Source organism: Streptomyces sp. NPDC045998, assembly GCF_056430285.1.
The window spans coordinates 86,045-105,960 of record NZ_JBWKLJ010000001.1 but is presented as its reverse complement, the minus strand read 5'-3'; the positions used below and the strand labels follow the sequence as shown (position 1 = coordinate 105,960).

Sequence of the window (19,916 nt, the reverse complement as noted above, 5' to 3'; positions counted from 1 at the left end):
GCCTGTGGACAACTCCCGAGGCGCCGGGCTGGTCCGCTGAGCGCCCTCCACAGGGCGGGATTGGGAAGTCCGCCGCTTATCCTCGTCGCGTGCAGCTGTCCCCTGGCCCGTCGAGCGCCCCGCATCCCCTGGTGGCAACGTTTCCGGCCGGTCTTGCCGGTGATGTACGGAGTGCTCTGGCGGCCGTGCCGGACGCCGCGCTCGGGCCGGCGGACCCCTTCCACGTCGATGTGCGGGGCGAGATGGTTGCCATCCCCTCGCGGATCTACCACCCGGAACCGGAAGCCGGCCTGGAGCGGTCCCTGACCGGGACCCAGCGCCTGATCCTGCAGTGCCTGTACTCCCGGCACAGTGACGGCCGGGTCCGTCAGCGCCGCCTCGAACAGATCGTGTCGTCAAGCGAGCCGTGGGTCGTGCCGTTCGTGGTGCAACTGGCCGGCGAGTACGTAGTGGAGATCGTCGAGGCGATCGGGCGGGGGCTTCCCGGGCTCGCTGTCCCCGGCTCGGCCCAGCGCCGGCTCTACGGAGAGTTCATCGCGCGGAACGCGGCCTTCTTCGCGCGGACGGAGAGGCGCGTGGTGAGCTACTGGTCGTGCCACTACCGCTGGAGGTACACGGCGTTCGAGACGTATCCAGGGTGTGCTCTCGTGGAGCAGTTCCGGGCCGCAGCGTCGGAGTGGGTGGGATGACGGTAGGAAACGAGAATCTCCTCAGAGTGGTCCGCGGGTTGGTTTCCGCATCCCCTGACATCAGAGAGGAAACCTCGGCGGTAATCTGCGACTGGCTGCACTCCTTCGACCGGCGCGAGGTAGCCGTGATCGCCGGACTGCTGTCATCCGTCGCGGCCTTGGAGAGCGAGCGGGACTGCCTGGAGAGCGAGCTGCACGCGCTAGGTGAACTCACCGAAACCGGCTTCGTGGAAGCCGTGCACCTCACGCCGTTGTGGGAGCTTCAGCGCCAGGCGCTGCGCGGCTCGGAGCTGGAGCATCTCGATTATCTGGCCGGCGAGTACCGCTGACTCGATGACGCTCGCGAACCACCAGGAAGTCGAGGTCACGGTCACGGCCGTCGCCTCCGTCGGATCACAGGTCGACGCGAACGGGACTACGGGTTTCATCGACCAGGTCAAGCATCCGTCCTGGTGGTCCACGGGCGTGGCTCCTCCGCGGGTGGGTGATCGACTGCATGCCGTTGTTCTGGACGATTCCAGGCAGCCACCTCGGCTCAGTGCACTGCGGGAGGACATCGAGACAGCCCGCGCTTTGCGCGAGCGAGAACGCGGGTGAGAGCCGGGGAACCCGCATCGGGCCGGGTGAGCGACACCAAGGGGCCCGGTCCGATGACCGGGCCCCTGTGCGCTCCCCCCACCCCTCAAGGCCTCCCGAATCCCCCCAGATTCCCCCCGGAAGCCCTGACGCCATGTACGACTCCCCTCACCGCCGGTTGGTTGCACGGATGCGGGGGGTAATTTTTCCGGAAGCCGGATTCCACAAGCGGGGCCGCTACAGCGCGTGCTCCGCGTACCGGCGGGCCGTCTCCTCCAGGACCTCCAGGCCGTCGCGCGCCCACAGGCCGTCGTTGAAGAGCTCGACCTCGATGGGGCCGGTGTAGCCCGCCGCGTCGACCAGTTCGCGCCAGGCGCGGAGGTCGATCGTGCCGTCGCCGAGCTGGCCGCGGCCGGTGAGGACGCCGGCCGGGAGGGGGAGGGTCCAGTCGGCGAGCTGGAAGGAGTGGATGCGGCCCTGCGCGCCCGCGCGGGTGACCGCCGCAGGGGCGCGGTCGTCCCACCAGACGTGGTACGTGTCGACGACGACGCCGACCTGCGAGGCGGGGAAGGGCTCGGCCAGGGCGAGGGCCTGGTCCAGGGTGGAGACGGCGCAGCGGTCGGCCGCGTACATGGGGTGCAGCGGCTCGATCGCCAGGCGGACCCCGCGCGCGGCGGCGTACGGGGCGAGTTCGGCGAGGGCGTCCGCGATGAGGGAGCGGGCGCCGGGCAGGTCCTTGCCGCCCGGGGGGAGACCGCCGGAGACGAGGACCAGGGTGTCCGTGCCGAGGGTCGCGGCCTCGTCGATGGCGGCGCGGTTGTCGTCGAGGTCGGTCGCGGTGGTGAAGAACCCTCCGCGGCACAGGGTGGTGACCGTCAGGCCGGCGTCCCGGACGAGCTTGGCCGTGGCCTCGACCCCGTACGCGTGCACCGGCTCGCGCCAGAGGCCGACGCCGGGCACGCCGAGCCGGACGCAGGCCTCCATCAGCTCGGGGAGCGGGAGTTGCTTGACGGTCATCTGGTTGATGCTGAAGCGGCTCAGGTTCACCGGTCGCCTCCGTACACGGTCAGCAGGCTCCTCATGCGGGATTCCGCCAGCTCGGGGTCGGGGAACAGGCCCAGCCGGTCGGCCAGTTCGTACGCCATCGCCAGGTGCGGCAGGGAGCGCGCCGACTGGAGGCCGCCGACCATCGTGAAGTGGTCCTGGTGGCCGGCCAGCCACGCCAGCAGCACCACGCCCGTCTTGTAGTAGCGGGTGGGCGTCTGGAAGAGGTGGCGCGCGAGGGGGACGGTCGGGTCGAGGAGGGCGCGGAAGCCCGCCATGTCACCGGTGTCGAGGCGGCGGACCGCCTCCGCCGCCAGCGGCCCCAGCGGGTCGAAGACGCCCAGCAGCGCGTGGCTGAAGCCCTGGTCGTCGCCCGCGATCAGCTCGGGGTAGTGGAAGTCGTCGCCGGTGTAGCAGCGCACGCCCCTCGGCAGGCGGCGGCGCAGGTCGACCTCGCGGCGCGCGTCCAGCAGGGAGACCTTGATGCCGTCGACCTTGTCAGGATGTTCGGCGATGGCCTTCAGGAAGGTGTCGGTCGCCGCGTCCAGGTCCGCCGATCCCCAGTAGCCCTCCAGGGCCGGGTCGAACATCGGGCCCAGCCAGTGGAGGATCACGGGCTCGGACGCCTGGCGCAGGAGGTGGGTGTAGACGGCCAGGTAGTCGTCGGGGCCCGTCGCGGCCGCCGCCAGGGCGCGGGACGCCATGAGGACGGGCTGCGCGCCGGCGGATTCGACCAGCGCGAGCTGCTCCTCGTACGCGTGCCGTACGGTTTCCAGGTCCGCCGGACCCGTCAGCTGGTCCGTGCCGACGCCCGCCGCGATCCGGCCGCCCACCGCCTTGGCCTCCGCCGCCGAGCGGCGGATCAGCTCGGCGGCCCCCGCCCAGTCCAGGCCCATGCCCCGCTGCGCGGTGTCCATGGCCTCGGCGACGCCGAGCCCGTGCGCCCACAGGTGGCGGCGGAAGGCGAGCGTGGCGTCCCAGTCCACGGCCGCCGGGGAGTCGGGCGAGACGTCCGCGTACGGGTTGGCCACGACGTGCGCGGCGGAGAAGACCGTACGGGAGGCGAGGGCGGCGCCCGGTGTGAAGGACGCGGCGGAGGTGCGGGGTTCGTACGTGCCGTGCGGGAGGCGGATCGTCACAGCGCCAGCTCCGGCACCTCGTAGCGGCGGCCCTCCGCCGAGGACTTCAGGCCCAGTTCGGCGAGCTGCACACCGCGCGCGCCCGCCAGCAGGTCCCAGTGGTACGGCTCGTCGAGCGCGATGTGGCGCAGGAACAGCTCCCACTGGGCCTTGAAGCCGTTGTCGAACTCGGTGTTGTCCGGCACCTCCTGCCACTGGTCGCGGAAGGCCTCCGTCACGGGGATGTCCGGGTTCCAGACGGGCTTGGGGGTCATGGACCGGTGCTGGACGCGGCAGCCGCGCAGCCCGGCGACGGCCGAGCCGTGCGTGCCGTCGACCTGGAACTCGACGAGCTCGTCGCGGTGGACGCGTACCGCCCAGGAGGAGTTGATCTGCGCGACGGCGCCGCCGGCCAGCTGGAAGATGCCGTACGCGGCGTCGTCGGCGGTGGCGGCGTACGGCTTGCCGTCCTCGTCCCAGCGCTGCGGGATGTGGGTGGTGACGTGGGCGGTCACGGACGTCACGCGGCCGAACAGCTCGTGGAGCACGTACTCCCAGTGCGGGAACATGTCGACGACGATGCCGCCGCCGTCCTCGGCGCGGTAGTTCCAGGAGGGGCGCTGGGCCTGCTGCCAGTCGCCCTCGAAGACCCAGTAGCCGAACTCTCCCCGTACGGACAGGATCTCGCCGAAGAAGCCGCCGTCGATCAGGCGCTTCAGCTTGAGCAGGCCCGGCAGGAAGATCTTGTCCTGGACGACGCCGTGCTTGACGCCGGCCGCCCGGGCGAGCCGGGCCAGTTCCAGGGCGCCGGCGGTGTCGGTGGCGGTGGGCTTCTCGGTGTAGACGTGCTTGCCGGCGGCGATGGCCTTGGTGAGGGCGTCGACGCGGGCGGAGGTGACCTGGGCGTCGAAGTAGACGTCCGTGCGCTCGTCGGCGAGGACCGCGTCGAGGTCGGTGGTCCACTCGGTGAGGCCGTGGCGTTCGGCGAGGGCGCGCAGGGCGTGCTCGCGGCGGCCGACGAGGACGGGCTCGGGCCACAGGACCTCGCCGTCGCCGAGGTCCAGGCCGCCCTGCTCGCGGATGGCGAGGATCGAGCGGACCAGGTGCTGGCGGTAGCCCATCCGCCCCGTGACGCCGTTCATGGCGATCCGCACTGTCCTGGGTGTCACGAAGGTCCCTCCAAGAGTCGGTAAGCGGCGTGGTAAGCGGCGTAGTAAGCGCTTTCTATACGGGGTGACGCTAGCCTGCGGGCAGCGGCGCGTACAAGAGCCACGCCCGACTCTCCTCGGAGGAACGCGATAGCGATGACAGTCACCCTGGCCGATGTGGCGGCGCGCGCCCGGGTGTCCCCGGCGACCGTGTCGCGCGTCCTGAACGGCAACTATCCGGTCGCCGCGGCCACGCGCGAGCGCGTCCTGCGCGCGGTGGAGGAACTCGACTACGTCCTGAACGGTCCGGCCAGCTCGCTGGCCGCCGCCACCTCCGACCTGGTCGGCATCCTCGTCAACGACATCGCCGACCCCTTCTTCGGGATCATGGCGGGAGCGGCGCAGAGCGCGATCGGCGAGGGTGCGCAGGGGCGGGCCGGCGGCGAGAAGCTCGCCGTCGTCTGCAACACCGGCGGCTCGCCCGAGCGCGAGCTGCGCTACCTGACGCTGCTGCAGCGCCAGCGCGCGGCGGCCGTCGTGCTCACCGGCGGCGCGCTGGAGGACCCGGCGCACACGACGGCGATGGCGGCGCGGTTCGCCAAGCTGGCGGACGCGGGCACGCGCGTGGTGCTGTGCGGGCGGCCGCCGATGCCGGAGGGGAGCGGCGGCGAGGCGACCGTGGCCGCGCTGACCTTCGACAACCGGGGCGGGGGGCGGCGGCTCACCGAGCACCTGCTGGCCCTCGGCCACCGGCGGATCGGTTACGTCGCCGGGCCCGCCGACCGCACGACGACCCGGCACCGGCTGGAGGGGCACCGCGAGGCGATGGCCGCGGCGGGGGTGGCGGGCGCCGGCCCGGACCACCTCACCGTGCACGGTTCGTACGACCGCCGCTCCGGCTACGACGCGACGCTGGAACTGCTGCGGCGCGACCCGGACCTGACGGCGGTCGTCGCCGCCAACGACACCGTGGCGCTGGGCGCCTGCGCCGCGCTGCGGGACCGGGGGCTGCGCATCCCCGAGGACGTCTCGGTGGCGGGCTTCGACGACCTCCCCTTCTCGGTGGACGCGGTGCCCGCGCTCACGACCGTACGGCTTCCGCTGTCGGAGGCGGGCGCGCGGGCGGGCCGCCTCGCGGTCGGCGCCGAGGCCGTGCCCCCGGGCGGCATCGCGACGATCGCGGCGGAGCTGATGGTGCGGGCGTCGACGGGGCGGCCCCGGGGGTAGCGCCTCGGTCATAGAAGGGTGGCGAGCGGGTAGGTTCGCGCCCATGAAGTACGCCTTCTCCACGCTCGGTGTCCCCGGGATGCCCGTCGCCGACGTCGTACGCCTCGCCGCCGAGACCGGTTACCACGGTGTCGAACTGCGCGCCCACCCCGAGGAACCGGTCCATCCGGGGTTGCCGGCGCATGAGCGCCGCGCGGTGGTCGAGGAGTTCGCGCGCGGCGGTGTCGAGATCCTCGCCGTCGCCGGATACGCGCGGGTCGCGGCGCCCGGCGACGACGAAGCCGTGTACGAGGAGCTGCACCGGCTGCTGTACCTGGCGGCCGACCTGGGCGCGCCGTTCGTCCGGGTCTTCCCGGGCGGCGGCGACCAGGACCCGGCGGAGGCGGACGCGACGGCCGCGCGGCGGCTGGGCGCGGCGGCGGAGGTCGCGGCGGAACTGGGCGTACGGGTCCTGCTGGAGACCCACGACTCGCACCGCACGGGCGCGGACGTCGCCCGCGTCGTGGGCGCGGTCGGCCACAAGCACGTCGGCGCGCTGTGGGACGTGATGCACCCCTGGCTCGCGGGCGAGCCCCCGGAGGCGACGCACGCGGTCCTCGCACCGTACCTCGGCTACGTCCAGGTCAAGGACATCGCCTCCGCCGAGGACACGACCCCGCTGCCGCTGGGCACCGGGGTGCTGCCGCTCGCGGAGTGCCTGGGCCTGACGCGCGGCCAGGGCTGGGCGTGCTGGGAGTACGAGAAGCGCTGGTACGCCGACGCGCCCGAGCTGCCGCCCCTGCTGGCGGCGGGGCGCGAGCGGCTGGCGGGGCTGGGGTAGGGGGCACCCCAGGCCATACGGAGGAAGCCCTGCTGCGACGAGAGCGGACGCTTGGGCGGTGGCCGATCCTCATGTGCGCCGACCATGGCGGCGCGTTACGGAGACGACGGCCATCAGGGCCGGGGCATCGCGCACCCGGCCGTCATGAACGTCCCCTTCGCGGCCATGGTGCGCGGGTGACCACTACGCTCGCGCCCCATGAGCAGCTCCTCGACGCACAGCACCGCGCCGGACGCCTCGGTCGTCGTCGCCCGTGACGACAAGGGACTCGTCGCCCTGCTGAGCGCGGACTTCCCGGCGCATGGCGGCGAGTACCTCTTCCTTCCCGGTGGACGCCGCGAAGAAGGAGAGACTCCCGACGAATGCGCGCGACGCGAGCTGCGGGAAGAGGCGGGCATCACCGCCTCCTCGTGGCGTTCTCTCGGCTCGTACGCCATCACTCTCGGCTCCACGGCCCGCGTCCATCTGTTCGAGGCACAGGGCCTGACCCTCGGCGCGCAGCAGCTCACCGCGACCGAAGGGGACTTCAAGCTGTCCTGGTGGCGCCTGCAGGAGGCCATCGACGCGGCCGTGACCGGTCGTTTCCTCCTGCCGGCCGGGCCGCTCGCCCTCATGCTCGCCGCCCGTCGGGGCGTATAAGCCGCGCGGCCGCGCCGGGGGCTTTGTCGCGCGCTGCCGTCACGGTTCTTGACCTGGCAGTTACTTTCCGGCTAAGCGTGACTCCTTGGCAGTTTCCTTCACCGCCCCCCACTCCCCCTCTGCACGGCCGGAAGGAGCACCAGTGCACCACCGCGCCACCACCTCGAGACGTACCCTTCTCACCGTCACCGCCGCCGCGGCGGCCGCCGCCGCCACCGGGGTGGCCACCCCCGCGCGGGCCGCCGACGACCGGCGCCTCCAGCAGCTCGTCGCGCGCATGAGCCTGGAGGAGAAGGTCGGCCAGCTCTTCGTCTCGCGCGTGTACGGGCACTCCGCCACCGCGCCGGACCCGGCCGACGTCGACGCGAACCTCAAGGAGATCGGCGTGCGCACCGCCGCCGAGCTCGTCGAGCGGTACCACGTCGGCGGCGTCATCTACTTCACCTGGGCGCACAACACCCGCGACCCGCACCAGATCGCCGACCTGTCCAACGGCATCCAGCGCGCCGGGCTCGCGCAGCCCACGCCCGTACCGCTCCTCATCTCCACCGACCAGGAGCACGGTGTCGTCGCCCGGATAGGGGAACCCGCCACCCTGCTGCCCGGCGCGATGGCGCTCGGCGCGGGCGGGTCCCGCTCCGACGCCCGGCGGGCCGCGCGCGTCGGGGCACGGGAGCTCGCCGCGATGGGCATCCGGCAGAACTACGCGCCCGTCGCCGACGTCAACGTCAACCCCGCCAACCCCGTCATCGGCGTCCGCTCCTTCGGCGCCGACCCCGAGGCCGTGGCCGAGCTGGTCGCCGCCCAGGTGAAGGGGTATCAGCGGGCCGGGGTCGCGGCCACCTCCAAGCACTTCCCCGGCCACGGCGACACCGAGGTCGACAGCCACTACGGGCTGCCGAGGATCGGCCACACCCGCGAGCAGTGGGAGAAGCTGGACGCGCCGCCGTTCCGGGCGGCCATCGCCGCCGGCATCGACTCGATCATGACGGCGCACATCGTGGTCCCGGCGCTCGACCCGGCCGAGGACCCCGCGACCCTCTCCCACCCCATCCTCACCGGCATCCTGCGCGAGCGCCTCGGCTACGACGGCGTGGTCGTGACCGACTCGCTCGGCATGGAGGGCGTCCGCACCAAGTACGGCGACGCCCGCGTGCCCGTCCTCGCGCTGAAGGCGGGCTGCGACCAGCTGCTCAACCCGCCGCACCTCCCCACCGCCTGGAACGCCGTCCTCAAGGCCGTACAGAGCGGCGAGATCAGCGAAGCCCGTATCGACGAATCGATTCTGCGCATCCTGCGCCTCAAGGCGAAGCTCGACCTCTTCCGCGAGCCGTACGTCACCCACGAGGGCGTGGACCGCACCGTCGGCTCCCCCCTCCACCTCGCCACCGCCGACCGGATCGCGGAACGGACGACGACGCTCCTCCTCAACGAGGGCGGCCTGCTGCCGCTCGACCGCCGCGAGCGGCCCCACCTGCTCGTCGTCGGTGCCGACCCGGCGTCCCCCTCCGGCACCACGGGGCCGCCGACCGCCACCCTCGCCGCCGCTCTCACGGAGCTGGGCTTCACGGCGTCGGTCCTCTCCACCGGCACGGCGCCCTCCACCGCGAAGATCGACGAGGCGGTGGCGGCATCGGCCGGCAAGGACGCGATCGTCGTGGGCACGTACAACGTGTCGGCCACCAGCAGCCAGCGCACGCTGGTGTCCCGGCTCGCCGCGACCGGTGTCCCAGTGGTCACGGTCGCCCTGCGCAACCCGTACGACATCGCACGCCTCAGCGGCCAGCGCGCCACCCTCGCCGCGTACTCCTGGACCGACGTCGAACTGCGCGCCGCCGCGCGGGTCATCGCCGGCCGGGCGCGGCCCGGGGGGCGGCTGCCGGTGCCCGTGCAGCGTGCCGACGACCCGGCGCAGGTGCTGTACCCGATGGGCTACGGCCTGACGTACTGAACGCGGCGGCCGGGCGGGACCACGCCCCGCCCGGCCGCCACCACCCCGTCCTACGGCCGCAGCGTCTGCTCCCGCACGAGCGTGCGCTTGTCCAGGCCCGGGACCGTGCGGACCGGCGCCGGGGCGACGCCCGCCCACGCCTGGATCCGTGCCGTGGCCTTCACCCGCTCGGCCTCGACCAGAGCGGAGACGCTCGCCCCGTGGTTGGCGCCGGGCGCCGCGAAGACGTAGCTGTCGCGGGCGCCCCGGTCGACCCGGAACCGCTCCGCGCCCCACGGGTCGTTGGCGCCGTACACGAAGAGCATCCCCCGCGCCCGCGTGCGCACCCAGGTGTCGACGTCCCGCATCGCCCACGCCTGGAAGCGGGGCAGCGGGACGTCACGCGGGACGAAGGCGCGGGCGGGCTGGTAGCCGTACCGCGTCAGCCCCTTGAGGTGGTCCATCCGCAGGCTCGGCGAACCGAGCTGGGTCGCGGCCTGGTAGTAGTACGGGACCGCCCACTCCAGGCCCTGGTCGGTGTAGTACGACCAGCCCGAGTAGCCGTCGATGGTGTCGTAGACGGTCTGGTCGGAGGCGGTGGCGGCGTCCGGGATGTCGGCGCACTCGGCCTCGGTGTGGTACTGCCAGAAGCCCCAGACGAAGTCGAGGACGACCGCTTCGTACGCCTTGTCGAGGCTGCCGACGGTGGTGAACGTCGCGCCCGTCTCCTCCGCCCACGCGCGGTACTTCTTCTGCAGCGGCTCCCGGCGCACCAGCGCCTCGCGCTGCATGGCGTTGAGCCGGTCGCGGCACTCCTGCGTCCCGACGGTCGCGAAGAACCGGTCGTACGCCGAGTCCTCCTTCTCCACCACGTCGTTGGGCGCGACGTACGCGACGACGCCGTCCATGTCCCGGGGGTAGAAGCGCTCGTAGTACGTCGCCGTCATGCCGCCCTTCGACACGCCGGTGGCCAGCCACTTGCGGTCGTACAGCGGCTTCAGCGCGGCGAAGATCCTGTGCTGGTCGGAGGCCGCCTGCCAGATGTCCAGCTTCGACCAGTCGGCCGGCTCGGGGCGGGACGGGCGGAAGAAGCGGTACTCCATGGCGACCTGGTTGCCGTCGACGATGGCCGCCGGCTCGCTGCGCCAGGGGCGGGTGCCGAGCTCGTACCCGCTCGTGTAGAAGACGGTGGGGCGTGCGGTGTCCTTGTGCAGCACGGTGACGCGCTGCTGGAAGGTTCCGCGGGCCGGGTCGCGGTGGTCGACCGGCTGGGTGTAGCCGAGGACGAAGAAGCGGTAGCCGGGGTAGGGCTTCTCCTCCAGCAGGGTCATCCCGGGGATCGCCAGGATGCGGTCCTTGATGTCCCTGTCCTTGTCGGCCGGTACGACGGCGGTGGCCGTGGCCGTACCGGTCGCGCTCACGGTGCCTATGAGCACCACGAGCGACAGCAGCCATCTGAGCGCCTTACGCATGCACCCTCCACTTGGGTCACGGTGGTCGCCCGTGAACCTAGCGGGGTCAACACCGCCGCCACCAGAGGCGGTTACCCGCTCAGCACAGGATCCAGCCGGTGTTCCCACCTTTGCCGGCGACCGTGCCGGACGCGCGGACGCAGCGGTTGAGGGCGTACACCGTCACGGGGCCGGCCTGCTGGGTGAAGCGTCCCTTGTCGATCGCCGCACGGCCACCGCGCGCCTGGATGGAGACGAACATGGCGCGGCGCACGCCCGGCTTCCTGGCGACGGTCACGGCGCACGCGTACTGGCGGCTCTTGTAGATCCTCAGCTCTCCGGTCGAGAACGGCACGGTCTTGACGAGCCGTCCGGAGCAGGCCGCGGCGGCTTCCGCGGGGGCGCTGTGCCCGGCGAGGGTGAGGGCGCTCACGGCGACGAGCACCGCGAGGACGTGCGTGAACAGTCGCCTAGTCGCCCCGGCCGCGGCCGTCGCACCACCGAACACCCTTGCACTCCTTCGCCTCGTGAGCGTACATGCGTACGACGCACGAGGACGCCGCTCGGTTGCGCGGTGCCTTTCCCCCACCCCTCCCCTTCCCGTAACCGGGGGCTCCGCCCCCACACCCCGGAGCGCGGCAGCTTCGCGCCGCGGGGCTTGTGCACCAGGCGCTGGCCGGCGAGGGACGTACGCGGGGCGTGCCGACGGGCACGCCCATCGGGCCAGGGAACGGCCTCAAGCCACCCACCGGGGGTTGCACGCACCGACGGCGCGAGGGACCACCGTCGCGAGGGGGACGGGGGTGGAGCGTGGGGGGTGGTCGGACGTCAAACGACTGAACACGCGCGAAGCGCGGTGAACGAGAGTCCGACCACCCCCCACCGGAACCCCCGGCACCCGCCCCACGCCCACCGGCGCAAGCCATAGCGCACCGCAAACCAGCCACCGGCGGCAGCCACCCTCACGCCACCAGCGGCGCCTCCCCCACGAACGTCGCCCACAGCCGGGCGTACCGCCCGCCCCTCGCCAGGAGCTCCTCGTGGGTGCCGTCCTCCGCCACGCGGCCGTGGTCCATGACGATCACGCGGTCCGCGCGGGCCGCCGTGGTGAGCCGGTGCGCGACCACCAGGGTGGTGCGGCGCCCGGCCAGGCGGTCGGTCGCGGCGTTGACCTGGGCCTCCGTCGCGAGGTCCAGCGCCGCCGTCGCCTCGTCGAGGAGGAGGACGTCCGGGTCGACGAGCTCGGCCCGGGCGAGAGCGATCAGCTGGCGCTGGCCGGCCGAGAGGTTGCGGCCGCGCTCGGCGACCTCGTGGAGGTAGCCGCCGTCGAGCGTGGCGATCATGTCGTGCGCGCCGACGGCCCGCGCCGCCGCCTCGACCTCCGCGTCGCTCGCCCCGGGGCGCCCGTACGCGATGGCGTCGCGGACGGTGCCCGGGAAGAGGTACGCCTCCTGGGGGACGACGCCGAGGCGGTGGCGGTACGCGGTGAGGTCGAGCTCGCGCAGGTCGGTGCCGTCGACGGTGACGCGGCCGGCGGTCGGGTCGTAGAAGCGGGCGACGAGCTTGACGAGCGTCGACTTGCCGGCGCCGGTCTCGCCGACGAAGGCGACGGTCTGACCGGCGGGGATGCGCAGGTCGACCCCCGCCAGCGCCTCCTCCTCGTCCCCGTAGGCGAAGGAGACCTTCTCGAAGGCGATCTCGCCGCGCAGCGCGCTCACGGAACGCGGCCGCGCGGGCGCGGCCGTCGAGGTCGGCTCCCGCAGCAGCTCCTGAATGCGGCCGAGGGAGACCGTCGCCTGCTGGTAGCCGTCGAAGACCTGCGACAGCTGCTGCACGGGCGCGAAGAAGAGGTCGATGTAGAGGAGGTACGCGACGAGGGCGCCGGTGGTGAGGGTGCCCGCCTCGACGCGGCCCGCGCCCACGATGAGGACGGCCGCCGCGGCGACGGACGACAGCAGCTGCACGAAGGGGAAGTAGATCGAGATCAGCCACTGGCCCCGGACGCGCGCCTCGCGGTACTCCGAGCTGCGCTCGGCGAAGCGCGCCGCGCCCGCGCGCTCGCGCCGGAACGCCTGCACGATCCGCAGCCCGGACACCGACTCCTGGAGGTCGCCGTTGACGCCGCTGATCCGCTCGCGCGCCAGCTCGTACGCCTTGACGCTCGACCGGCGGAAGAACACCGTCCCGACGACGAGCACCGGCAGGGTGGCGAAGACGACGAGGGCCAGCTGGAGGTCGATCACGACGAGGGCGACCATGATGCCGAAGAAGGTCACCACGGAGACGAAGGCGGTGACGAGTCCGGTCTGGAGGAACGTCGACAGGGCGTCGACGTCGGTCGTCATGCGGGTCATGATGCGGCCGGTCAGCTCGCGCTCGTAGTAGTCGAGCCCGAGCCGCTGCAGCTGCGCGAAGATCTTCAGGCGCAGCGCGTACAGCACCCGCTCACCGGTGCGGCCGGTCATGCGGATCTCGCCGGTCTGCGCCACCCACTGCACGACGACGGTCAGCAGCCCGAGGGCCGACGCGGCCCACACCGCGCCGAGGGCGAGCCGCTCGACGCCTTCGTCGATGCCGTGCCGGATGAGAACGGGCAGCAGCAGGCCCGCGCCCGCGTCGAGCGCGACGAGCCCGAGGCTGACGAGGAGCGGCAGCCCGAAGCCGCGCAGCAGCCGGCGCAGCCCGTACGACTCCTCGGGCGTGACCGCCCGCGCCTCGTCGATGTCCGGGGTGTCGGCCGCCGGGGGCAGGGCCTCGACCTGGGCGAGCAGCTCGGGCGTGGCGCCGGGGGTCTCGGAGGCGGAGGTGGAGGCGGCACCGACGCCGGCGCCGGCCGCGTCGGCGTCGCGCTCCCACAGGGCGGGCGTGATGCCGCGTTCCGCGTCGAACTCGGCGTCAAGCTCCTCGCGGACGCTGTGGTCCTCGGGGACGTCCACGGGCAGGGCGTGGCCGGGCGAGACGCCGCCGAGCTCGTCGGGGTCGGTGAGCAGCCGCCGGTAGAGCGCGGAGCGCTCCTGGAGCTCGTCGTGGGTGCCGATGTCGGAGAGCCGGCCGTCGTCGAGGACGGCGATCCGGTCGGCGAGGTTCAGGGTGGAGCGGCGGTGGGCGATGAGGAGGGTGGTGCGCCCGGCCATGACGGAGCGCAGCGCCTCGTGGATCTCGTGCTCGACGCGCGCGTCGACGGCCGAGGTGGCGTCGTCGAGGAGCAGCAGCCTCGGGTCGGTGAGGATCGCGCGGGCGAGGGCGATCCGCTGGCGCTGGCCGCCGGAGAGGGTGAGCCCGTGCTCGCCGACCTTGGTGTCGTAGCCGTCGGGGAGCTCGCCGATGAAGCCGTCGGCCTGGGCGGCCCGGGCGGCGGCGCGTATCTCGTCGTCGGTCGCGTCGGGCTTGCCGTAGGCGATGTTCGCGCGGACGGTGTCGGAGAAGAGGAAGCTGTCTTCCGGTACGAGCCCGATGGCGTCCCGCAGGGAGGCGAGGGTCAGCTCGCGCACGTCGTGCCCGCCGACCAGGACGGCGCCGTGCGTCACGTCGTAGAAGCGGGGCAGGAGCAGCGAGACGGTGGACTTGCCGCTGCCGGAGGAGCCCACGACGGCGACGGTCTCGCCGGGCCGGATCTCCAGCGAGAAGCCGTCCAGGACCGGGCGCCCGTCCTCGTAGGCGAAGGACACGTCGTCGAACTCGACGCTCGCGGCCGAGTCCGCCGGGAGCTCCTTCGTGCCGTCCTTCAGGACGGGCTCGGTGTCGATGAGCTCCAGGACGCGCTCGACGCCCGCGCGGGCCTGCTGGCCGACGGTGAGGACCATGGCGAGCATGCGGACGGGTCCGACGAGCTGGGCGAGGTAGGTGGAGAAGGCGACGAAGGTGCCGAGGGTGATCTGGCCGCGGGTGGCGAGCCAGCCGCCGAGCGCCAGCATGGCGACCTGCCCGAGGGCGGGCACGGCCTGGAGCGCCGGGGTGTAGCGGGCGTTCATCTTGATGGTGCGCAGGCGGCCCGCGAAGAGCTTGCGGCTGGCCTCCCGCAGCTTCTGCGTCTCCTGCTCCTCCTGCCCGAAGCCCTTGACCACGCGCACGCCGGACACGGCGCCGTCGACGACGCCCGCGACGTGACCGGCCTGGGCCTGGGCGTACCAGGTGGCGGGGTGCAGGCGGGTGCGGCTGCGCTTGGCGATGAACCACAGGGCGGGGCCGACGGCGATGGCGACGAGGGTGAGGGGGAGGGAGAGCCACGCCATGATGCCGAGGGAGATCAGGAAGAGCAGGATGTTCCCGATCGTCATCGGGAGCATGAAGAGAAGGCCCTGGATGAGCTGGAGGTCGCTGGTGGCGCGGCCGACGACCTGCCCGGTGGACAGCTGGTCCTGACGCCGCCCGTCGAGCTTCATGATCGTGTCGTACATCTCGGTGCGCAGGTCGTGCTGCACGTCGAGGGCGAGGCGTCCGCCGTAGTAGCGGCGGACGTACGTCAGGGCGTAGACGACGACGGCGGCTCCGATGAGGAGCCCGGTCCATACGGCGAGGGACCGGGTTCCCGAACCGATGACGTCGTCGATGACGATCTTGGTGATCAGCGGGACGACGGCCATGACGGCCATGCCCGCGAGGGACGAACCGAGGGCGAGCACGACGTTGCGCCGGTATCGCCAGGCGTAACCGGCCAGCCGCCGTGCCCATCCTCGTTCCGCGGTCGTGTCCGCCGCCGCCACTGGTGCCTCCCGTTGTCTGTTCCGCCGGAAGCACCAACACGCTGAAATGCGATTTTCATCCCGCCGGGTGGGCGGGTCCCGTCTCCGGTACCGGAGGCATGGCCTCCTGCGGGACGGCGGGCAGCTGGAACGTCTTGCCCATCTTCGACGGCGTCGGGTTGAGGTCGCGGTGGACCACCCTTGAGACGGCCTGGATGGTGTTGATGCCGTCGTTCATCGTCTTGTTGTCGTGCGTGAGGACGGTGATCGAGTAGTTGGCGGTGCTGCTGGAGAAGACGCCGATGCTGTGGACGCGCCAGCCGTGCGTGGCGCGCGACAGCCAGCCGTTCTTGACGTGGACGGTCATGCCGGCGGGCGCGCCCGCGGGGGTGCCCCAGCGCTGCGAGGAGACGACGTTCCGCATGAGCTTGCGCATGTACGAGCGGGAGCTCTCGGTCAGCACGGTGTTCCGTACGGAGACCAGGTCGAGCAGCTTGCGCTGGTCACGGGCGGTGATCTGGGTGAGGCCCCAGTAGCCGCCGGAGCCGGGCACGGTCTGGGTCATGCCGGCGGCCCGCAGGAAGGCGTTGATCTTGGTCACGCCGAGCTGCTTCCACAGGGTGCTGGTGGAGGCGTTGTCCGACTTGGTGATCATGGCCGTGGTCAGGTCGACCTCGCGCTGGGTGAGCCCGCGCCCCTGCTTGCCCGCGTCCCACAGCAGGGCGGCGAGGACGGTCGACTTCACGATGCTCGCCGAGTCGAACTTCTGCGTCGGGCGGAGCTCGCAGTGCGTGTTGGTGACGCGGTCGTGCACGACGACGGCCGTCATGGAGGTGCGGCCCTTGAGGGCCGCGGCGATGTCCTGGGACAGCTTGGCGGCCAGTCCGGACTTGCCGGACGTGCACGTCACGGCCGGGGGCGCGGCGCTCGCGGGCGTCGCCGTGGCGACGACGGGCAGCAGCACCCCGAGGGCGAGGGCGGCGCGGAGCGCGCCGCGCCGGGGATGGCGGAATATGGATGTCACGCCTTTCCAGACCCGCGACCGGCCGGAAGGTTGTACGCGATCTACGGCACGGCGCGCCGAAACCGCGTTCCCGCGCGCCTCGTGAGGGGTAGTCAGTCCCGGCGGCCATCGAGGGAAACGGGACGGGGGACGGCCATGTCGGGTGGTGAGCGGAGGGCTCCGTACCTCTGCGGCCAGTTGTACGCGACGCTGGAGGCGCTGAGCGTCATCGGCACGGGCGGCGAGGGGATGGCGCGCCCGGAAGAGGTCCGCAAGGCCATGCAGCCGCCGCGGACCGTGCTGCTACGCCACCTGCGGGCGGTGGGCGAGCACCTGCACCTCGCGGTACGGCGGAGCCCCGCCCACGCGGAGGCCGCCGCCGAGGTCTTCGCCGCGATACCCGGGTTCGTCCCGGCCGGCGGCCTGCCCGCCGGCAACCTCGGCGTGGCGGAGGCCGCCGAGTTCACCGCCGGTTACGAGACCCAGCGGGCGCTCTACGAGGAGAAGCACGGGCCCCTCATGAACCGTCCGCGGCCGGTGCCGTGAGGTGCGTCGGCGCGAACATGCGCAGGACCGCCGGGAGGACGACCACCGAAGGGCCGGGCGTGGCGAGGGAGGCGGCGAGGTCCTCGCGCAGCGCGTCCGGCGTCGTACGGATCGCCGGGACGCCGAAGGACCCGGCGAGGGCGACGAAGTCCGGGCGGGCCAGTTCGGTGCCGGTGGCCCGGCCGAAGGCGTCCGTCATGTACTCGCGCAGGATGCCGTAGCCGCCGTCGTCGACGATGAGCCAGGTGACGTCGAGGCCGTACTGCTTCGCCGTCGCGAGCTCGGCGAGGGAGTACATGGCGCCGCCGTCGCCGGAGACGGCCAGGACCGGGGTGGTGGGGTCGGCGAACGCCGCGCCGAGCGCGGCCGGGAAGGCGTAGCCGAGGCCGCCCGCGCCCTGGGCGGAGTGCATGGTGTTGGGGCGGCGGGCGTCGAAGGCGGACCAGGCCCAGTAGGCGAGGATCGTCATGTCCCAGAAGCTGGGCGCGTCGTCCGGCAGGGCCTCGCGCACGGCGGCGAGCACCCGCTGCTCCAGCGTCAGGTCCTGGGCCGCGAGCCGGTCGCGTACCTTGCCCAGCACCGTGCGGACGCGCTCGGCGGCGCCGGTGTCCTCACGCGGCGGAACCGCCTCCAGCGTCTCCAGCAGGGCGGAGAGCGCGAGCCGCGCGTCGGCGTGGATGCCGAGGGCCGGGTGGTTGGACTCCAGCTTGCCGAGGTCGGCCTCGATCTGGACGACGCGGCCGCGCGGGGCGAAGGTGTGGTAGTTCGAGGAGAGCTCGCCGAGCCCGGAGCCGACGACCAGCAGGACGTCGGCGTCCTCCAGGAACTCCGTCGTGTGGCGGTCCTCCAGCCAGGACTGGAGGGACAGCGGGTGGGTCCAGGGGAAGGCGCCCTTGCCGCCGAAGGTCGTCACCACCGGCGCCTTGAGCCGCTCCGCCAGGGCCCGCAGCTTGCCAGACGCGTCGGAGCGCACGACTCCGCCGCCCGCGATGATCGCGGGCCGCTCGGCGTGCGCCAGCAGGTGCGCGGCGACGGCGGTGAGCTCGGGGCGGGGCACCAGCTCGTCGGGAAAGGCGTCCGGGGCGGTGACGACCGGGAGGAGGGTCTCGGCGGCCAGCACGTCCTGCGGGATCTCGACCCAGACGGGCCCGTGCGGCGCGGTCAGCGCGGAGCGCCACGCGGCGGCGACGGCCGACGGGATCTGCGACACCGTACGGACGGTGTGCACGGACTTCACGACGTCGCGGAAGGAGGCCTGCTGGTCGCGCAGCTCGTGCAGGTGGCCGCGGCGGCCCCCGCCGAGCCCGGCCACCGGCACCTGGCTGGCGAGGGCGACCACGGGCGCGCTGGCCGCGGCGGCCTCCTGGAGCGCGGCGAGCGACAGCAGGGCGCCCGGCCCGGTGGACAGCAGCAGCGGCGCGGCCTCACCGGTGATCCTGCCGTACGCGTCGGCGGCGAACCCCGCGTTGTTCTCGGTGCGCAGGCCCACGTACCGGAGCGTCGAGCGGCCCACCGCGTCGAACAGGGCGAGCGCGTGCTGGCCGGGCAGGCCGAAGACCGTGGTGGCCCCGAGCCCCGCCAGCGTCTCCACGACGAGGTCGCCGCCGGTGCGGCCGGGCGGAGGGTTGAGGGCGGCGGCCGTCTGCGCGGCGGTGGGCCTCAGCACCAGGTCGTGGTCGTGCGTCACGCGTGTGGTCCCTCTTTTTTGGGGGCTCGGTTCGGCTCCGGGGCGCCTCAGTCGGTGTCGACGGTCGATCGTGCTCGGTTCCTCGTTCCTCGGAACCTCCGCGCTCCCCCTACCTTCGGCGGGGGGACCCCCATCCCTTTCGACACCGCCGCGCCCCTTCGCCTCACTCGCCTCTGGTTTCCCGGGCGACGGCAGAGGTCCCCGGGGTCCCGGTGGAGGCCCCGCGGGTCACCGGGGCCCGGGGGAACGGTACCGGGACGCCCGGGGGAGGGTCAGGCGCGGGCCGCGGCGATCTGGCGGGACATGATCGTCGTCAGCTCGTACGCCGTGTGGGAGGCGGCGACGGAGGTGATCTCGGCGTGGTCGTACGCCGGGGCGACCTCGACGACGTCGGCCGAGACGAGGTTGCAGGAGGACAGGCCACGCAGGATCTCCAGCAGCTCGCGGGAGGTCATACCGCCCGCCTCGGGGGTGCCGGTGCCGGGGGCGTGGGCCGGGTCGAGGCAGTCGATGTCGATGGAGATGTACAGCGGGCGGTCGCCGATGCGCTGGCGCAGCTGGTCGGCGATCTCGTCGGCGCCGCGGCGGTAGACGTCGGCGGAGGTGACGATGCCGAAGCCCATCTTCTCGTCGTCGGTCAGGTCCTGCTTGCCGTACAGCGGGCCGCGGGTGCCCACGTGGGAGAGCGCCTCGGTGTCGAGGATGCCCTCCTCGACGGCCCGGCGGAACGGCGTGCCGTGCGTGTACTCGGCGCCGAAGTAGGTGTCCCACGTGTCGAGGTGGGCGTCGAAGTGGAGCAGGGCGACGGGGCCGTGCTTCTTGGCGACCGAGCGCAGCAGGGGCAGCGCGATGGTGTGGTCGCCGCCCAGCGTCATCAGGCGGGCGCCGGTGGAGAGCAGGTCGTCGGCGGCGGCCTCGACCGTCTCGACGGCCTCGTTGATGTTGAAGGGGTTCACGGCGATGTCGCCGCCGTCCGCGACCTGCGCGAGCGCGAAGGGCGAGGCGTCCTGGGCCGGGTTGTACGGGCGCAGCAGGCGCGAGGCCTCGCGGATGGCGTTGCCGCCGAAGCGGGCGCCGGGGCGGTACGACACGCCGGAGTCGAAGGGCACGCCGATGACGGCGACGTCGGCGGTGCCGACCTCGTCGAGCCGCGGCAGCCGCGCGAACGTCGCGGGTCCGGCGTACCGCGGGACGCGGGACGAGTCGATGGGGCCGCGCGGCGTCTCGGGGGTGCTGCTGGTCATGATCGGTCGCCTTCTGCCTTCGGTTCGGACTGCGGAGGTTCGGAGGTGCGGATTTCGTACTCCTGGACCCGACAGTAGGTGGCTGGGAAGCCCGACAGAAGTGTACGTTTCC

At 72.9% G+C, this 19,916-nt stretch carries 17 protein-coding genes; 8 read left to right on the top strand and 9 right to left on the bottom strand.

What is annotated here, in order from left to right; genetic code table 11:
* The first annotated feature begins 185 nt into the window (after positions 1-185).
* From AC07FJ_RS00480 to AC07FJ_RS00470, 3 genes are read left to right on the top strand one after another with little or no spacing between them, the layout of a single operon-like run.
* Positions 186-689: a hypothetical protein gene (locus AC07FJ_RS00480; protein ID WP_479043750.1), complete on the top strand. Its 504-nt coding sequence runs from the start codon at positions 186-188 to the stop codon at positions 687-689.
* A complete protein-coding gene (locus AC07FJ_RS00475; protein WP_479043749.1) occupies positions 686-1,018 on the top strand; it encodes a hypothetical protein in 333 nt (110 codons plus the stop codon). The genes AC07FJ_RS00480 and AC07FJ_RS00475 overlap by 4 nt, the downstream gene beginning before the upstream one ends.
* 4 nt (positions 1,019-1,022) lie before the next feature.
* Complete coding sequence (locus tag AC07FJ_RS00470) at positions 1,023-1,286, top strand: hypothetical protein (protein ID WP_479043747.1); 264 nt, start codon at positions 1,023-1,025, stop codon at positions 1,284-1,286.
* Between the two features lie 216 nt (positions 1,287-1,502).
* On the opposite strand, the gene AC07FJ_RS00465 is transcribed toward AC07FJ_RS00470, so the two are convergent.
* Genes AC07FJ_RS00465 through AC07FJ_RS00455 form a run of 3 tightly spaced genes read right to left on the bottom strand, consistent with a single transcriptional unit; the run spans position 1,503 to position 4,596 of the window.
* A complete protein-coding gene (locus tag AC07FJ_RS00465) occupies positions 1,503-2,282 on the bottom strand; it encodes a sugar phosphate isomerase/epimerase family protein (RefSeq protein WP_479045195.1) in 780 nt (259 codons plus the stop codon).
* Positions 2,283-2,308: 26 nt separating this feature from the next.
* Entirely contained in the window at positions 2,309-3,448 is a 1,140-nt protein-coding gene (locus AC07FJ_RS00460; RefSeq protein WP_479043745.1) for a dihydrodipicolinate synthase family protein, read from the bottom strand.
* Complete coding sequence (locus AC07FJ_RS00455) at positions 3,445-4,596, bottom strand: Gfo/Idh/MocA family protein (RefSeq protein WP_479043743.1); 1,152 nt, start codon at positions 4,594-4,596, stop codon at positions 3,445-3,447. Before AC07FJ_RS00455 ends, AC07FJ_RS00460 begins: the two co-directional genes overlap by 4 nt.
* Positions 4,597-4,731: 135 nt before the next feature.
* On the opposite strand from AC07FJ_RS00455, the gene AC07FJ_RS00450 reads away from it, so the two are divergent.
* The 4 genes from AC07FJ_RS00450 (at position 4,732) to AC07FJ_RS00435 (ending at position 9,212) form a co-directional block, all read left to right on the top strand.
* On the top strand, positions 4,732-5,802 hold the full coding sequence (locus tag AC07FJ_RS00450; protein ID WP_479043740.1) for a LacI family DNA-binding transcriptional regulator: 1,071 nt from the start codon (positions 4,732-4,734) through the stop codon (positions 5,800-5,802).
* 43 nt (positions 5,803-5,845) lie between these two features.
* Positions 5,846-6,622, top strand: coding sequence for a sugar phosphate isomerase/epimerase family protein (locus AC07FJ_RS00445; RefSeq protein ID WP_479043737.1), 777 nt, complete (start codon positions 5,846-5,848; stop codon positions 6,620-6,622).
* 198 nt (positions 6,623-6,820) lie between these two features.
* Positions 6,821-7,261 (top strand): NUDIX domain-containing protein, encoded by a 441-nt coding sequence (locus AC07FJ_RS00440; RefSeq protein WP_479043736.1) that lies wholly within the window; start codon positions 6,821-6,823, stop codon positions 7,259-7,261.
* 142 nt (positions 7,262-7,403) lie between these two features.
* Entirely contained in the window at positions 7,404-9,212 is a 1,809-nt protein-coding gene (locus tag AC07FJ_RS00435; protein ID WP_479043734.1) for a glycoside hydrolase family 3 protein, read from the top strand.
* Positions 9,213-9,262: 50 nt separating this feature from the next.
* On the opposite strand, the gene AC07FJ_RS00430 is transcribed toward AC07FJ_RS00435, so the two are convergent.
* The 4 genes from AC07FJ_RS00430 to AC07FJ_RS00415 form a co-directional block, all read right to left on the bottom strand.
* Positions 9,263-10,663: an aminopeptidase gene (locus AC07FJ_RS00430; protein WP_479043731.1), complete on the bottom strand. Its 1,401-nt coding sequence runs from the start codon at positions 10,661-10,663 to the stop codon at positions 9,263-9,265.
* Positions 10,664-10,742: 79 nt separating this feature from the next.
* On the bottom strand, positions 10,743-11,150 hold the full coding sequence (locus AC07FJ_RS00425; RefSeq protein WP_479043729.1) for a hypothetical protein: 408 nt from the start codon (positions 11,148-11,150) through the stop codon (positions 10,743-10,745).
* Positions 11,151-11,604: 454 nt separating this feature from the next.
* Positions 11,605-15,345 carry an ABC transporter ATP-binding protein gene (locus AC07FJ_RS00420; protein WP_479043727.1) on the bottom strand — a complete coding sequence of 1,247 codons (3,741 nt, stop codon included), beginning with the start codon at positions 15,343-15,345 and terminating at the stop codon, positions 11,605-11,607.
* A 55-nt stretch (positions 15,346-15,400) separates the two neighbouring features.
* Complete coding sequence (locus tag AC07FJ_RS00415) at positions 15,401-16,348, bottom strand: serine hydrolase (RefSeq protein ID WP_479043725.1); 948 nt, start codon at positions 16,346-16,348, stop codon at positions 15,401-15,403.
* Positions 16,349-16,483: 135 nt separating this feature from the next.
* Between AC07FJ_RS00415 and AC07FJ_RS00410 the strand changes: the two genes are divergently transcribed.
* Positions 16,484-16,873: a hypothetical protein gene (locus AC07FJ_RS00410; protein ID WP_479043722.1), complete on the top strand. Its 390-nt coding sequence runs from the start codon at positions 16,484-16,486 to the stop codon at positions 16,871-16,873.
* On the opposite strand, the gene AC07FJ_RS00405 is transcribed toward AC07FJ_RS00410, so the two are convergent.
* Entirely contained in the window at positions 16,845-18,560 is a 1,716-nt protein-coding gene (locus tag AC07FJ_RS00405) for a thiamine pyrophosphate-binding protein (protein WP_479043720.1), read from the bottom strand. The two genes, AC07FJ_RS00410 and AC07FJ_RS00405, sit on opposite strands and share 29 nt — an antisense overlap.
* A 272-nt stretch (positions 18,561-18,832) precedes the next feature.
* Positions 18,833-19,804 (bottom strand): agmatinase, encoded by a 972-nt coding sequence (gene speB, locus AC07FJ_RS00400; RefSeq protein WP_479043718.1) that lies wholly within the window; start codon positions 19,802-19,804, stop codon positions 18,833-18,835.
* Positions 19,805-19,916 lie beyond the last annotated feature (112 nt).

Bases quoted from the DNA above. Each gene is read 5' to 3' on its own strand.
- AC07FJ_RS00475 (WP_479043749.1), top strand. From the start codon at position 686: ATGACGGTAGGAAACGAGAATCTCCTCAGAGTGGTCCGCGGGTTGGTT.
- AC07FJ_RS00470 (WP_479043747.1), top strand. From the start codon at position 1,023: ATGACGCTCGCGAACCACCAGGAAGTCGAGGTCACGGTCACGGCCGTC.
- AC07FJ_RS00465 (WP_479045195.1), bottom strand. From the start codon at position 2,282: ATGACCGTCAAGCAACTCCCGCTCCCCGAGCTGATGGAGGCCTGCGTC.
- AC07FJ_RS00450 (WP_479043740.1), top strand. From the start codon at position 4,732: ATGACAGTCACCCTGGCCGATGTGGCGGCGCGCGCCCGGGTGTCCCCG.
- AC07FJ_RS00445 (WP_479043737.1), top strand. From the start codon at position 5,846: ATGAAGTACGCCTTCTCCACGCTCGGTGTCCCCGGGATGCCCGTCGCC.
- AC07FJ_RS00440 (WP_479043736.1), top strand. From the start codon at position 6,821: ATGAGCAGCTCCTCGACGCACAGCACCGCGCCGGACGCCTCGGTCGTC.
- AC07FJ_RS00430 (WP_479043731.1), bottom strand. From the start codon at position 10,663: ATGCGTAAGGCGCTCAGATGGCTGCTGTCGCTCGTGGTGCTCATAGGC.
- AC07FJ_RS00410 (WP_479043722.1), top strand. From the start codon at position 16,484: ATGTCGGGTGGTGAGCGGAGGGCTCCGTACCTCTGCGGCCAGTTGTAC.
- speB (WP_479043718.1), bottom strand. From the start codon at position 19,804: ATGACCAGCAGCACCCCCGAGACGCCGCGCGGCCCCATCGACTCGTCC.